Below are 13165 nucleotides of genomic sequence, written 5' to 3'. Positions count from 1 at the left end.
GGAGGGTAATGATGGGTCCGTGAGCTCCGCGGACCCTGCGTCGTTGTCCCGCCTCGTCACGCGCGCCGTGGAGGCGGTGGGCGACGCGGAGGGGTTCGCGCGGGCCACCGGCGACCTGGCCGGCTTCGACGCCGAGCAGGCCCGCGTCGTCCTCGGCCACGTCCTGCGGCAGGCCCTGGAGGAGCAGCACCCCGGCGGCCTCGACGCCGACGACGTGCGGGACGCGGTCGCCGCGACGGCGCGCGCCGCGGGCTGGTTCGACGCGCTGGACCCGCGGGTCCTCGTGGTCGTGCTCGTCGCCGCCCTCGGCGAGCACCCCGACCCCGAGGAACTGCCCCGCCTCGGTCACGCGCTGGTGCTGCAGCACTCGGTGCTGCTGGTCCACGACCTCGCCACCGGGCCGGGCCGGCCGCTGCGCCGCGCGCTGGAGACCGCGCTGGCGGAGGTGCGCCGGGCCGAGACGGTGGAGATGCCCTGACGCCCGCTCAGGCGCCCGGCCGCACCGGGTGGTGGGACCCGCGTCCCCGCTTGCGCAGCACCGCGGGCCGGCCGTCGTCGGCGGCGGCGTGGACGTCGCGCACGACCGCGGCGCTGCGGGCGTCCAGGGCGCGCTCGACGGCGGCCACGTCGACCGCGGCGTGCCACGGCCTGACCTCGGCGAGGTGGTCGTCGCGGCCGTCCTCGGCGGCGACCGGCAGGTCGTGGCGGGCGGCGAGGGCGTACAGCGCGAGCACCCCCTCGCCGTGGCGGCGGGCGTAGTCGTCGAGGAACGAGGGGGTCAGGGTCCCCTGGTGGGCGGCGAACTCGAGGTCCCGCAGGACCTGGTGGAGCGGTTTCACGACATCCTCCTGCGCCATCGCGGACGGATCCGGCCCTCGTCGGCCGGGTCGTGCTCATCGGCTCCCCGCGGGCCGGACCTGAGGCCCGGGCGGCCGGAGCGCCCTCAGACCACCCGGTCGGCGCAACGGCGGGTGACGTGCAGCGGCAGCCCGCCGCGGGGGCGCAGCGTCACGAGGGCGTCCACGCGCGGCGGCGGGCCCACCGGCCGCACCGTGTGCGTCCGCAGCAGCGTGGCCAGGACGAGGACCTCCTCGACCAGGGCCAGGTCCCGGCCGATGCACAGCCGGGGCCCGGCGCCGAAGGGGACGTAGTGGTCGCGCCGCTCGGCGCCCAGGAACCGCTCGGGCCGGAACTCCCCGGGGGCCTCCCACAGGGACCCGTCGCGGTGCAGGGCCCAGGTGCAGACGATGACGAGGGTCCCGGCGGGCACGGCGGTCCCGGCGACGACGTCGTCGGCCAGCGCCCGGCGGGTGATCACCCACGCCGGCGGGTAGAGCCGCAGGGCCTCGTCGACGCACGCGCGCAGGTACGGCAGGCGGGGCACGTCGTCCCACGTCGGGTCCGCGTCCAGCCCGGCCAGCTCGTCGTGGACCGCGGCCAGCGCCGAGGGGTTGCGGGACAGCAGGTCCAGCGTCCACGTGAGGGAGCTGGCGACGGTCTCGTGGCCGGCGACGACGAACGTCACCAGCTCGTCGCGGATCTGCCGGTCGTCCATCCCGGCGGCGAGCATGAGCCCCACCAGGTCGCGCGGGTCCTCCACGGACCGGGCCGCGCGGTCGGTGACGATGCGCGCGCAGATCGCGTCGACCGCGGCCACCTCCCGGGCCAGCCGCCGCCTCGCGGGCGTGGGCCAGGTGGCCGGCACCGGGCTCGCGGCGCGCCGCACGACGAGTTCGAGGGCGCGCCCGACGGCCTCCACGAGCGCCGGGGCGTCCCGGGACAGGTCCGCGGCGGCCAGGGTGTGCCCCACCACCTCCAGGCCCGCGCGGGACGTGGCCGCCAGCACCTCCAGGGGGGTGCCGGCCGGCAGCGCGTCGGCCTCGGCGGCCAGCTGCCGCCCGGCGTGCACGGCGTGCCCGGCGACGTCGCGCAGCCCGCCGTGGTGGAACGCCGGCTGCACGACGCGGCGGTGGGTGCGCCAGCGCGTCCCGTCCCCGGCCAGCAGCCCCGGGCCCGTGACCGTCGCCAGCGCGGAGTACTGGACCGTCGCCTTGCCGTAGGCGCGGGCGTTGTCGACCAGGACGCGGCGGACCCCGGCGGGGTCGGCGAGGACCAGCACGGGCGTGCGGGGCAACGGGATCGCCGCCAGCGGCCCGTGCCGGGCGCCGACGTCGGTGAGGAACAGGTGCGGGGCCCGCAGGATCCGCGGCACGGACCGGACCATCTCCCACGGCGTGGGGCCGGCGGCGTCGAGCGGGGAGTACCGGTTCAGAGGTACAGCCCGGTGCCGCCGTCCGTGTCCCCGGGCGCGGCCACGGCGTGCAGGTCGCGCTCGCGCAGGAGCGTGTACCCCTTGCCGTGCAGCTCGACCTCGGCCTTGTCCTCGGGGTCGAACAGGACCTTGTCGCCCGTGGCGACCTGCCGGACGTGCGGGCCGACGGCCACGACCGCGGCCCAGCTGAGGCGCTTGCCGACGGCCGCGGTCGCCGGGATGAGGATGCCCGCGGAGGACTTGCGCTCGGCCGCGTCGTCCGGGAGCACCAGGACGCGGTCGTGCAGCATCCGCACGGGCAGCTGCTCGGGGACGGCCACGGTCAGCGGCGCCTGCGGACGGCGCGGACCACGACGAACGCGGTGACGCCCAGGACGGCCACCCCGACGGCCACGACGCGCTCGACCCGCAGGCCCCCGCGGTGGTCGAACGCGAAGCCCTCGACCTTGCCGCGCGCCGACGTCAGGGACCGCTGGGCGATCGCCGCCGGGGCCAGCCGGGACGTGAGCTCGTCGATGGTGCCCGCGAGCTGGGCGCGGCGCGCCTCCACCTCGCGCTCGAGAGCGCGGGGGTCCCTGGTCGTGATCTCGGCCTTGCCGTCGCTGGCCGCCACGGCCACCTCCTGAGTTCCTCTGGACGTCCCGCGAACCGTACCGGAGACGGGGCCGCCCCTCCTGGCGGGGGCTGCGGCGGGGCTATCGTCGCCCCCCATGACGCGCCTGGTGCCCGGTGACCTCGCCCCCGACTTCACGCTGACCGCCCACGACGGGTCGACCGTCACGCTGAAGGAGCTGCTGGCCGACTCCGGCGAGCACGTCGTCGTCTACTTCTACCCGGCCGCCATGACGCCGGGCTGCACGACGCAGGCCTGCGACTTCCGCGACTCCCTGGACGCCCTCAACGCCTCCGGGTACACCGTGGTCGGCATCTCCAAGGACGGCGTCGAGAAGCTGGCGGCCTTCGCCGAGCGCGACGGCATCACCTTCCCGCTGCTGTCCGACCCCGACCACGCCGTGCTGGAGGCCTACGGGGCGTGGGGGGAGAAGACGAACTACGGCCGCACGACGGTGGGCGTGGTCCGCTCCACCGTCGTGGTCGACCCGCGCGGCGTCGTCGAGCTCGCGCAGTACAACGTGCGGGCCAAGGGGCACGTCGCGAAGCTGCGCAAGGACCTGGGCCTGGACGCGGACCAGTAGTCTGACCGGCGAGCGGGAGTGGTGTAACTGGCAGCCACGCAGGATTTAGGTTCCTGTGCCTCCGGGCGTGAGGGTTCGAGTCCCTTCTCCCGCACCGTGGTCCGCCCGGGCCCGCGGGGCCGGCGGGCTCAGACGACCAGCGGCGTGAACACCACGGGCGTCGTCGTCGGCTGCGCCGACCCCCCGGCGGGCTCCACCGAGATCCCCAGCCCCGTCGCCGCCCCGGCGTCCACGACCGTCACCGCGCTGCCCGCGGCAGTGACCGGCACCATCCCCGCCGAGGTCAGGGTGTCCCCCGTCGCCAGCCACAGCTGGTAACCCCGGCCCGCCCCCGCCGAGGGCAGACCCGACGTCACCACGCCGACCCGGCCGCCCGCGCTGACCAGCGTCGCGGTGCCGCCACCGGTCGCCGAGACCGTCGTCACCCGCGCCCCGGGCGTGGCCAGCAGGTCCCCGACCTGCTGGCGCGCACGTTCCTGCGCGGACGCGACGGGCGCGGGGTCCGGCTGCACGGCGAAACCCACCCCGACCCCGGCGGCCGCCACGACGATCCCGGCGGCCGCGACGAGCACGCTCCACCGCGACGGGCCGCGACGGCGCTCGCGGGCGGCGCGCAGGTCCACCACGGCGGGTCCGGCGGACAGCGCGACGGCGGGCCCCTCCTGCGGGGTCCGCGCGACGGCGGCCAGGACCGACGCGCGCAGCGCCGGTGGCGGCTGGGCCCCCACGGCGAGCCGGGACGCCGTCTCGCGCAACGAGTCCGCGTCCGCCCGTTCCTCCGGGTGGGCGTCCAGCCGTTCCTCGTAGGCGGCGCGCTCGTCGTCGTCGAGGGCGTCCAGCGCCCAGGCCGCGGCGAGCAGCGGGTCGTGGCGGGGGCCCTGGCGGGGGTCCTGCGGGGTGCCGGTCACCGGGCCACCCCCATGACGTCGCGCAGCCGGATCAGCCCGTCGCGCAGGCGGGTCTTCACGGTGCCCAGCGGCACCTGCAGCTCGTCGGCGATCTCGCGGTGGGTGCGGCCGCCGTAGTAGGCCAGGTCGACGGCCTCGCGCTGCAGCGGGCTCAGCGAGGACAGGGCACGGCGGACCTCCTCGGTCTCCAGCAGCACCTGCACCTCCTCGCTCACGCTGTCGTACGGGGCGACCTCCTGGTACGCCACCTTCTCCTCCCGCAGGCTGCTGGCCTGCGCGGCCCGCACCCGGTCCACCGCGCGGCGGTGGGCCATCGTGACGACCCACCCCCGCGCGCTGCCCCGGTCGGGGTCGAAGCGGGCGGCCGTCCGCCACGCCTCGAGGTACACCTCCTGGACGACCTCCTCGGACTGCGCGGGGTCGCGCAGCACCCGCAGGACCGTGCCGTGCACGGCTGCCGCGGTCGCGTCGTAGAAGGACGCGAAGGCGGCCTGGTCACCGCGCGCCGCGGCGGCCAGCGCCTGGTCGGCACCGGTCCCCGCGGCGTCGCGTGATCTCGAGGTCGTCATCACCGCCACTGTGTCACCCGATCACATGGGCGGCATCAGGACGGAGTCGACGAGGTAGACCGTCGCGTTGGCGGTCGACACCCCGCCGCAGATCACGTTCGTGGAGCCGTTGACGGTCAGCGCGTCCGGCGTGCCGGCCACCGTGACGTCCTGCCCCTCCAGCGTCGTGTGCGTGCCGACGACCTCCGACGGCGACAACCGGCCCTGGACCACGTGGTAGGTGAGGATCTTCTGCAGGGTCGCGCTGTCGGTCTTCAGCCCGTCCAGCGTCGCCGCGGGGACCTTAGCGAACGCGTCGTCCACCGGGGCGAACACCGTGAACTCGCCGCCGTTGAGGTCGTTGACGAGGTTCACCTGCGGGTTCAGCTGACCGGACACGGCGGCCGTGAGGGTCTTCAGCAGCGGGTTCGCGGCGGCGGCGCTGGCCAGCGGCGCCTGCGCCATGCCCTCCACCGACGCCGGCCCGGAGGCGTTCGCGGCGGCGTAGTCGGCGCACCCGGGGCCGACGGGGCCGTCCATCGCCATCGCCGGGCTGGAACTCGTCATCGACGGCGAGCTGGAGGTGCTGCTGCTGGAGCTCGACGAGCTGGTGGAGCTCGTGGGGCTCGAGGAGGAGGTGTCGGCACCACCGCAGGCGGCCAGGCCCAGCGTTGCGGTGGCGGCGATCGCGAAGAGGGTTCCGATGCGTCTCATGTCAGGTGTTCGTCACCGCGGCGCCCGTGGATTGGTCTGCGCCGCAATGTTTCCTACTCGACGCTGACCGTGACGGAGTCGTAACCGCTGGCGCCGTCGGGGATGGGCGCGACGACCGCCGCGGTCTGCGGGGTTCCCGTGCCGTCGGTCGCGCGGACCTGGATCGAGTGGCTGCCGGGTTCGTCGGCGTCCCAGTCGTAGACCCACTGGCACCAGGTGTCCGACGACGCCGAGGGCAGCAGCCGGGCCTGCGCCCACTCCCCCTCGTCGACCCGGACCTCCACCGCCGAGACCCCCCGGTGCTGGGCCCACGCGACCCCCGCGACGGGGACCCGGCCGCGGCGGACCTTCGCGAAGGACTTCGGCACGTCGATGCGCGAGGCCGTCTTGATCGGCCCCTTCGCCGCCCACCCCCGGTCGGTCCAGTACGCCGTCTTGTCGGCGAACCTCGTGACCTCCAGGTCGGTGACCCACTTGCACGCCGAGACGTACCCGTACAACCCGGGGATGACCATCCGCACCGGGAAACCGTGCTCGCGCGGGAGGGGCTCACCGTTCATGCCGACGACGAGCATCGCGTCGCGGCCGTCGGTGGCCTCGGCCAGCGGCGCGGACAGGGTGAAACCGTCGGTGCTGGTGGCGAAGAGCATGTCGGCGCCCTCGCGCACGCCGACGTCGGCGAGCAGGTCCCGCAGCGGGTAACCCAGCCAGCGGGCGTTGCCGACGTAGGAACCGCCCACCTCGTTGCTGACGCACGTCAGGGTGATCCAGCGCTCGCGCAGCGGCTTGGCCAGGAGGGTGTCGAAGTCGATCGTGAGTTCGCGCTCGACGAGGCCGTGGACGCGCAGCGACCAGTCCTCGGCCTGGACGTCGGGGACGACGAGGGCGGTGTCGACGCGGTAGAAGTCGGCGGTCCGCGTCGCGTAGGTGGTCAGGCCGCTCGCGACGGCGTCGGCGGGGTCGGTCCCCGGCGGCAGCGCGGGCGCGGGGTCGGCCGGTGCGGGCAGGACGACACGGGCCCGGGACTGCTCGGCGCTGCGGGAGGTCACGAGGGCCTGCCCCGCTCCCCCCGTCGCCAGCGCCGCCGCGGCGGTGCCCCCGAGCAGCACGCCGCGGCGGGGCGGGCCGCCGGCTGCGCCCCGACCCGGGGAGGGTTCCCCCGGTCCCTGCGCGCGCCGGCGGGTGAGGCGGCGGGTGAGCACCACCAGCGCGTACGTCCCCGCCGCCGCCCCGAGGGCCGACGGCAGGGGCGAGACGGTGGTGGCGTCGGGCCGCGAAGCGGCCGCGACGACACCCACCACGCCCAGGACGCCGACCACCCCGACACCGGCCGCGAGCCGCCGGCGCGCCAGGACCCCCGCCAGGGCGGCGAGGAGCGCGACGACGACGGCGATGGTCGTGAGCAGCACGGTCTTGTCGTGCGACCCGAAGGTGCGGATCGCGGCGTCCTTCAACCACGCGGGGACCCGGTCCACGACGGCGTCGCCGACGACGACGAGGGGCGCGGCCGACGGGGAGGCGATCCCCGCGACCAGCTGCCCCACGCCGAGCGTCAGCGCCGCCGACACCAGACCCGCGAGCGCGTGCCACCGGCGGTTCCCCTCCGCAACGCCGGTGCTCGCGCTCTCCTCCTCGACCGTGGTCGTCCTCACCCCTCGCGTTCGGAGCCGGACCGGTCCCGGATGGGTCGGCCGGCCAGCGCGTCGACGACGACGGGGGCCAGCGCCCGGAACGCCGCGCCGCGGTGGCTGATGGCGTTCTTCTCCCCGGCGGTGTGCTCGGCCAGGGTGCGGTCGGCCCCGGCGGGGGTGAAGACCGGGTCGTAGCCGAAGCCGCCCCCGCCGGCGGCCGCGGTGGTGATCGTGCCGCGCAGCTCGCCGTGGCGGACCGCGCTGGAGCCGTCGGGCAGGGCCAGGGCCGCCGCGCAGACGAACGCCCCGCCGCGGTGGGCGGCGGGGACGTCGGCGATCTGGGCCAGCAGCAGCTCCAGGTTGGCGGCGTCGTCGCCGTGCCGGCCGCACCAGCGGGCCGAGAAGATGCCCGGGGCCCCGCCCAGGACGTCGACGGCGATGCCGGAGTCGTCGGCGATGGCGGGCACCCCCGTGGCGCGGGCGACCGCGTGGGCCTTCAGCAGCGCGTTGCCCGCGAAGGTGACCTCGGTCTCGGCGACCTCGGGGACACCCTCGAACGCGTCGACCGTCAGGACCTCCACGTCGGGCAGCAGGGGCGCGAGGACGGCCCGCAGCTCCCCCACCTTGTGGAGGTTGCGGGTGGCGAGCACGACGCGGTTCACCGGGCGAGCGCCTCGGCCTGCAGGACGGCCAGCTGCGAGGTCCCGGCCAGGGCCAGGTCGAGCAGGGCGTCGAGCTCGGAGCGGTCGAACGGCACGCCCTCGGCGGTGCCCTGCACCTCCACGAACCGGCCGTCGCCGGTGACGACGACGTTCATGTCGGTCTCGGCGGCGACGTCCTCGACGTACGGCAGGTCCAGCACGGGCACGCCGCCGACGACGCCGACGCTGATGGCGCTCACCGAACCGGTCAGCGGCTGCTTCGACGCCTTGACGATGCCCTTGCCGCGGGCCCAGGCGATGGCGTCGGCGAGCGCCACGTAGGCGCCGGTGATGGCGGCCGTGCGGGTGCCGCCGTCGGCCTGCAGGACGTCGCAGTCCAGGACGATCGTGTTCTCGCCCAGCTGCGCGGTGTCGACGACGGCGCGCAGGCTGCGCCCGATGAGGCGGGAGATCTCGTGGGTGCGCCCGCCGATCTTCCCCTTGACGGACTCGCGGTCGCTGCGGGTGTTCGTCGAGCGCGGCAGCATGGCGTACTCGGCGGTGACCCAGCCCTGCCCCGAGCCCTTGCGCCAGCGCGGGACGCCCTCGGTGAAGGACGCCGCGCACAGGACCCGGGTGCGGCCGAACTCGACGAGGACGCTGCCCTCGGCGTGGTCGAGCCAGTTCCGGGTGATGGTCACGGGGCGCAGTTCGTCGGGGGCACGGCCGTCGGCTCGTTCGCTCACGGCACCAGCGTCCCAGACCCCGCGGCCCGGGCCACCCGCCCACCCCCGGAGTGCTCGATCACCGGAGCGCTCGATCACGGGGGGCGGGTCAGAGGGCGCCGAGGTAGAGGGGGCCGGTCTCGTCCACGTCGACCAGCTGCGGGCCCAGCTGCGGGCCCAGGAACCGCTGCGCCAGGGCCCGGAACGTGCGGGTGTCGCCCGTGGAGGTGAACCGGTGGCGCGGCAGCGGCAGGTCGTCGGGGCGCAGCAGCTCCCGCGCCGCCAGCTCGCGGTACACGTCGAAGGCGGTCTCCTCGGCGCTGGAGACGAGCGTGACGTCGTCGCCGACGACGCTGCGCAGCACCGCCATGAGCAGCGGGTAGTGCGTGCAGCCCAGCACGAGGGTGTCGACGTCGGCCGCGATCGCCGGGGCCAGGTACCCGCGGGCCGCGGTGAGCAGCTCCGGGCCGCTGGTGACGCCCCGCTCGACGAACTCCACGAACGCCGGGCAGGCCGCCGTCGTCAGCGCCAGGTGCGGGGCGGCGGCGAAGGCGTCCTCGTAGGCGCGCGAGGAGATCGTCGCCCGCGTCCCGATGACCCCGACCCGGCCGTTGCGGGTGGCGCGCACGGCCCGCCGCACCGCCGGCTGGATGACCTCCACGACGGGCACGTCGTAGCGCTCGCGGGCGTCGCGCAGCATGGCGGCCGAGGCGGAGTTGCAGGCGATGACGAGCATCTTCACGCCCGACTCCACGATGCGGTCCAGCACGTCCAGGGCCAGCCGGCGGACCTCGGCGATGGGCTTGGGCCCGTACGGGGCGTGCGCGGTGTCGCCCACGTAGTGGACGGCCTCGTGCGGCAGCTGGTCCAGCACGGCCCGGGCGACGGTCAGGCCGCCGACCCCGGAGTCGAAGATGCCGATGGGCAGTTCCCGGTCGCTCACAGCCGTCCCCTCACAGCAGGGACCGCACGAGGGTCTCCTGCAGGTGCGTGGTGAAGTCGTACACGGCCCACGCCCACCGGGCCGGGTCGTCCTCGGCCAGGTCGGCGTAGGGGTCGTCGGTGTCGTCGCGCACCCCCAGGCGGGTGCCCAGGGCCAGCCGGATGTCGTTGAGGGCGGCCAGCCACGTCCGGGCGCCGTCGCCGTCGAGCTGGACGCGCCCGCCCTGCCCCAGCACCGGCTCCAGGCTCTCCAGCAGCCCCCGCGCGGCGGCGGCCTTGCGCTCGCGCAGCCCGCGCTCGGTGAAGCGGCGGAAGTCGGCCGAGGCCTGCGGGTCCTGCGCGGCGTAGGCGTCGGGGAACAGCCGCCGCAGGACCTCGTCCTCGGGTGCCGCCGTGGGCCCGTCCGCGGCCAGCGGGGGCGCGTCGAAGGAGGGCAGGTCGGTCAGGCCCAGCTCGGCGGCCAGCGGGTCGACCGTGCGGGGCGGCGGTTCGGGCACCTCCAGCAGCTCCACGACCTCACGGGCCAGCGAGGCCAGCAGGTCGGCCTCGGAGGCGTGCAGGGTGAGGGAGAACAGGCCGTGCCGGCCCTTGCGGAAGGTGGCCACTCACTCGTCCTTCTGCAACGTGGCCCACAGGCCGTAGCCGTGCATGGCCTCGACGTCGCGTTCCATCGACTCGCGCGTGCCGGAGCTGACGACGGCCCGGCCCTTGGAGTGCACGTCCATCATGAGCGCCTCGGCCTTGGCCTCGGAGTACCCGAAGTGGGTGCGGAAGACGTACGTCACGTAGGACATGAGGTTCACCGGGTCGTTCCACACGAGGGTGACCCAGGGGGTGTCCGGGGAGGTGACGAGACCGGTCTCCGGACGCTCCAGCTCGGTGGGAGCGGTCGCGACCACGGACAGCACGACAGGCACCCCGGCAGTCTAGGCGGGCCGGTCGTGACTAGATTCGGTGCATGGTGAGCACCGCTCTGCTGACGGACCACTACGAGCTGACGATGCTGCAGGCGGCCCTGTCCGACGGGACGGGCGAGCGGGCGTGCACGTTCGAGGTGTTCGGGCGGCGCCTGCCCGAGGGCCGGCGCTACGGCGTGGTGGCCGGGACCGGCCGCGTGCTGGACGCCGTGCGGGACTTCACCTTCGACCCCGAGCTGCTGGGCGGGCTGCGCGGGGTGCTCGACGAGCGGACCCTGGACTGGCTGGCCGCGTACCGCTTCAGCGGCTCGATCGAGGGCTACGCCGAGGGCGAGCTGTGGTTCCCCGGCTCGCCCATCCTCACCGTGACCGGCACCTTCGCCGAGGCCGTGGTGCTGGAGACGGTGGTCCTGTCGATCCTCAACCACGACTGCGCCGTCGCCGCCGCCGCCTCCCGCATGGTCCAGGCCGCCGGGGGCCGCCCCCTCATCGAGATGGGCTCGCGCCGCACCCACGAGCACGCCGCCGTGGCCGCCTCCCGCGCCGCCTACCTCGCCGGGTTCACCTCCACGTCGAACCTGCAGGCCGGGGCCTCCTACGGCATCCCCACCTCCGGGACGTCCGCGCACGCCTTCACGCTGCTGCACGACACCGAGGCCGACGCCTTCGCCGCGCAGGTCGCCGCGCTCGGCGTCGGCACGACGCTGCTCGTCGACACGTACGACATCACCGCCGGGATCGCCACGGCCGTCGAGGTCGCCGGGACCGGGCTCGGCGCGGTCCGCATCGACTCCGGCGACCTGGAGGTGCTCGCCGTGCAGGCCCGCGAGCAGCTCGACTCCCTGGGCGCCACCTCCACGCGCATCGTCGTCTCCGGCGACCTCGACGAGTACGCCCTGGCCGCGCTGCGGGCCGCGCCCGTCGACGGCTACGGCGTGGGGACGTCGCTGGTGACCGGCTCCGGGGCCCCCACCGCCGGGCTCGTCTACAAGCTCGTGGAGGTCGAGGGCCGTCCCGTCGCCAAGCGCTCCACGTCCAAGGTCACCCAGGGCGGGCGCAAGGTCGCCGTCCGCCGGCACCGGCCGACCGGGACCGCCACCGACGAGGTGCTGGGCGTGGGCGCCGCCCCGCCGCGCGAGCCCAACGACCGGCCCCTGCAGGTGCCGCTGGTCGTCGACGGGCAGCGCGTGGACGGGCTGCCGGACCTACCGGCCTCCCGCGACCACCTGCGCCGCGCCCTCGTCACGCTGCCGTGGGACGGGCTGGCGCTGTCCAAGGGGGAACCGGCCATCCCCACGACCGTGCTCGGCCCGCAGCAGGAGGTGGTCCGGTGACCCGGGCCCTGGTCGTCGTGGACGTGCAGAACGACTTCTGCCCCGGCGGGTCGCTGGCCGTGGCCGGCGGCGACGAGGTCGCCCGCGCCATCAGCGCCCTGCTGGCCACCGACACCTCCACGGGGCGGGGCATCCGCTTCGACCACGTCGTGGCCACCCAGGACTTCCACATCGACCCCGGCGCCCACTTCTCCGACACCCCCGACTTCGTCGACAGCTGGCCGGTGCACTGCCGCGCCGGGACGACCGGGGCGCGGCTGCACGACGACCTCGACACCCGCCGCGTCGAGGCCGTCTTCCGCAAGGGCCAGTACGCCGCGGCCTACTCCGGCTTCGAGGGCGTCACGACCACCCCGACCGCCGAGGGCGGGGAGCTGGACACCGGCCTGGCGGACTGGCTGCGCGAGCGGGGCGTCGACGAGGTCCACGTCGTCGGGATCGCCACCGACCACTGCGTGCGGGCCACCGCGCTGGACGCCGCCCGCCTGGGCCTGCGCACCACCGTGCTGCTGGGGCTGACGGCCGGGATCTCCCCCGCGAGCGTCGAGGCGGCGCTCGCGCAGCTGCGCGCGAACGGGGTCACCCTCATCGGTGACCCCGTCGTGGAGGTCAGCGGCGCTTGACGACGACCGTGCGCGCGAGCTTGTCGTGCACGGCCTGCCGGCGCTGGTCCCACGTCGGCCACAGGAAGTCGACGAGGTACCAGAGCCCGATGATGGAGCCGAGCAGGTCGCTGCCGATCCACCGCACGACCGCCTGACCCGTCGTGGGCAGCCCGGGGCGGTCCCAGTCCCGCACCCGCAGACCGCACAGCGCCTTGCCCGGCGTCGCGCCGTAGAACCGCGTCGTGAGGACGGTGTACGCGGCGCTGACCGCCACGAGGACGAGCGTCAGCCGTTGCGCGGCGGCGTTGTAGGACGTGTTGGCGACGAGGTCGGCGACGGCGGCGGAGTCCCCGGCCAGCAGCCGGTCCAGGGTGGTCTGCGACAGGGACGTCATGACCGCCAGCGACGACCGGCCCGCCAGGGACGCGATGACCGTGACGACGACCGCGTCGACGATGCGCGCGACCAGCCGCAGGCCGAGGTTGCCCAGAGCCTGGCCGTCGGGTGTCGCGATGGCCTTGACGCCCGGGGCGGGGTACTGCGACGGCGGGTAGCGGGTGGGTGCCGCCGCGCCGCGCTGCACCTCCTGCGGCGCCTTCGTCAGGGACGGCGCCTGCTGGTGGACGTGCTCGGTCCACCGGGCGCCGTCCCACCAGCGCAGGTGGGTGCGGGTGGGGTCGGAGGGGTCCGGGTACCACCCGGGCGTCGTGCTCACGGTGCCAGCCTGCCAGT

At 75.5% G+C, this 13165-nt stretch carries 18 protein-coding genes and 1 tRNA gene; 5 read left to right on the top strand and 14 right to left on the bottom strand.

Annotated elements, in window-relative coordinates; genetic code table 11:
* Positions 1-19 precede the first annotated feature (19 nt).
* Positions 20-478: a hypothetical protein gene (locus BJ968_RS15790; RefSeq protein WP_179753430.1), complete on the top strand. Its 459-nt coding sequence runs from the start codon at positions 20-22 to the stop codon at positions 476-478.
* Positions 479-485: 7 nt separating this feature from the next.
* On the opposite strand, the gene BJ968_RS15785 is transcribed toward BJ968_RS15790, so the two are convergent.
* The 4 genes from BJ968_RS15785 to BJ968_RS15770 all read right to left on the bottom strand — a co-directional run bounded on the left by BJ968_RS15785 (position 486) and on the right by BJ968_RS15770 (position 2885).
* Positions 486-839 (bottom strand): hypothetical protein, encoded by a 354-nt coding sequence (locus BJ968_RS15785; RefSeq protein WP_179753428.1) that lies wholly within the window; start codon positions 837-839, stop codon positions 486-488.
* A gap of 104 nt (positions 840-943) precedes the next feature.
* Positions 944-2272: a cytochrome P450 gene (locus BJ968_RS15780; RefSeq protein WP_281373202.1), complete on the bottom strand. Its 1329-nt coding sequence runs from the start codon at positions 2270-2272 to the stop codon at positions 944-946.
* Positions 2269-2562, bottom strand: a complete 294-nt coding sequence (locus BJ968_RS15775; RefSeq protein ID WP_179756807.1) for a GroES family chaperonin — start codon at positions 2560-2562, stop codon at positions 2269-2271. The genes BJ968_RS15780 and BJ968_RS15775 overlap by 4 nt, the downstream gene beginning before the upstream one ends.
* A 32-nt stretch (positions 2563-2594) precedes the next feature.
* Positions 2595-2885: a DUF3618 domain-containing protein gene (locus tag BJ968_RS15770; RefSeq protein WP_179753424.1), complete on the bottom strand. Its 291-nt coding sequence runs from the start codon at positions 2883-2885 to the stop codon at positions 2595-2597.
* 97 nt (positions 2886-2982) lie between these two features.
* Here BJ968_RS15770 and bcp point away from each other — a divergent pair, with 97 nt between their 5' ends.
* Both bcp and BJ968_RS15760 read left to right on the top strand, forming a co-directional pair.
* Positions 2983-3468, top strand: a complete 486-nt coding sequence (bcp, locus tag BJ968_RS15765) for a thioredoxin-dependent thiol peroxidase (protein WP_179753422.1) — start codon at positions 2983-2985, stop codon at positions 3466-3468.
* Positions 3469-3480: 12 nt separating this feature from the next.
* Positions 3481-3562 (top strand) — tRNA-Leu (locus BJ968_RS15760).
* A gap of 34 nt (positions 3563-3596) precedes the next feature.
* On the opposite strand, the gene BJ968_RS15755 is transcribed toward BJ968_RS15760, so the two are convergent.
* From BJ968_RS15755 to clpS, 9 genes are all read right to left on the bottom strand, one after another.
* Positions 3597-4376: an anti-sigma factor gene (locus tag BJ968_RS15755; protein WP_179753420.1), complete on the bottom strand. Its 780-nt coding sequence runs from the start codon at positions 4374-4376 to the stop codon at positions 3597-3599.
* A complete protein-coding gene (gene sigK / locus BJ968_RS15750; protein WP_179753418.1) occupies positions 4373-4945 on the bottom strand; it encodes an ECF RNA polymerase sigma factor SigK in 573 nt (190 codons plus the stop codon). The genes BJ968_RS15755 and sigK overlap by 4 nt, the downstream gene beginning before the upstream one ends.
* Positions 4946-4966: 21 nt before the next feature.
* Positions 4967-5638, bottom strand: a complete 672-nt coding sequence (locus BJ968_RS15745; protein WP_179753416.1) for a fasciclin domain-containing protein — start codon at positions 5636-5638, stop codon at positions 4967-4969.
* 53 nt (positions 5639-5691) lie between these two features.
* A complete protein-coding gene (locus BJ968_RS15740) occupies positions 5692-7290 on the bottom strand; it encodes a molybdopterin-dependent oxidoreductase (protein WP_179753414.1) in 1599 nt (532 codons plus the stop codon).
* Entirely contained in the window at positions 7287-7931 is a 645-nt protein-coding gene (gene rdgB, locus BJ968_RS15735) for an RdgB/HAM1 family non-canonical purine NTP pyrophosphatase (RefSeq protein WP_179753412.1), read from the bottom strand. The genes BJ968_RS15740 and rdgB overlap by 4 nt, the downstream gene beginning before the upstream one ends.
* The gene (gene rph / locus BJ968_RS15730) at positions 7928-8656 is read right to left on the bottom strand and encodes a ribonuclease PH (protein ID WP_179753410.1); all 729 of its coding nucleotides are present in this window, start codon (positions 8654-8656) and stop codon (positions 7928-7930) included. Before rph ends, rdgB begins: the two co-directional genes overlap by 4 nt.
* Before the next feature lie 88 nt (positions 8657-8744).
* Positions 8745-9578 carry a glutamate racemase gene (gene murI / locus BJ968_RS15725; protein WP_179753408.1) on the bottom strand — a complete coding sequence of 278 codons (834 nt, stop codon included), beginning with the start codon at positions 9576-9578 and terminating at the stop codon, positions 8745-8747.
* A 10-nt stretch (positions 9579-9588) separates the two neighbouring features.
* Positions 9589-10182 (bottom strand): DUF2017 family protein, encoded by a 594-nt coding sequence (locus BJ968_RS15720; RefSeq protein ID WP_179753406.1) that lies wholly within the window; start codon positions 10180-10182, stop codon positions 9589-9591.
* A complete protein-coding gene (clpS, locus tag BJ968_RS15715) occupies positions 10183-10494 on the bottom strand; it encodes an ATP-dependent Clp protease adapter ClpS (protein WP_425491503.1) in 312 nt (103 codons plus the stop codon).
* Between the two features lie 41 nt (positions 10495-10535).
* Here clpS and BJ968_RS15710 point away from each other — a divergent pair, with 41 nt between their 5' ends.
* Both BJ968_RS15710 and BJ968_RS15705 read left to right on the top strand, forming a co-directional pair.
* Complete coding sequence (locus BJ968_RS15710) at positions 10536-11828, top strand: nicotinate phosphoribosyltransferase (RefSeq protein WP_179753404.1); 1293 nt, start codon at positions 10536-10538, stop codon at positions 11826-11828.
* On the top strand, positions 11825-12451 hold the full coding sequence (locus BJ968_RS15705) for an isochorismatase family protein (RefSeq protein WP_179753402.1): 627 nt from the start codon (positions 11825-11827) through the stop codon (positions 12449-12451). The genes BJ968_RS15710 and BJ968_RS15705 overlap by 4 nt, the downstream gene beginning before the upstream one ends.
* On the opposite strand, the gene BJ968_RS15700 is transcribed toward BJ968_RS15705, so the two are convergent.
* The gene (locus tag BJ968_RS15700; RefSeq protein ID WP_179753400.1) at positions 12438-13148 is read right to left on the bottom strand and encodes an RDD family protein; all 711 of its coding nucleotides are present in this window, start codon (positions 13146-13148) and stop codon (positions 12438-12440) included. The two genes, BJ968_RS15705 and BJ968_RS15700, sit on opposite strands and share 14 nt — an antisense overlap.
* Between the last annotated feature and the right edge of the window lie 17 nt (positions 13149-13165).

The sequence above is a fragment of the Kineococcus aurantiacus genome, assembly GCF_013409345.1.
GTDB lineage: Bacteria > Actinomycetota > Actinomycetes > Actinomycetales > Kineococcaceae > Kineococcus > Kineococcus aurantiacus.
This window is presented reverse-complemented; position numbering and strand designations above follow the sequence as displayed.

Excerpts from the sequence above, each read along its gene's own strand:
- BJ968_RS15775 (WP_179756807.1), bottom strand. The coding sequence starts at position 2,562 with ATGCTGCACGACCGCGTCCTGGTGCTCCCGGACGACGCGGCCGAGCGC.
- bcp (WP_179753422.1), top strand. The coding sequence starts at position 2,983 with ATGACGCGCCTGGTGCCCGGTGACCTCGCCCCCGACTTCACGCTGACC.
- sigK (WP_179753418.1), bottom strand. The coding sequence starts at position 4,945 with ATGACGACCTCGAGATCACGCGACGCCGCGGGGACCGGTGCCGACCAG.
- BJ968_RS15745 (WP_179753416.1), bottom strand. The coding sequence starts at position 5,638 with ATGAGACGCATCGGAACCCTCTTCGCGATCGCCGCCACCGCAACGCTG.
- BJ968_RS15710 (WP_179753404.1), top strand. The coding sequence starts at position 10,536 with ATGGTGAGCACCGCTCTGCTGACGGACCACTACGAGCTGACGATGCTG.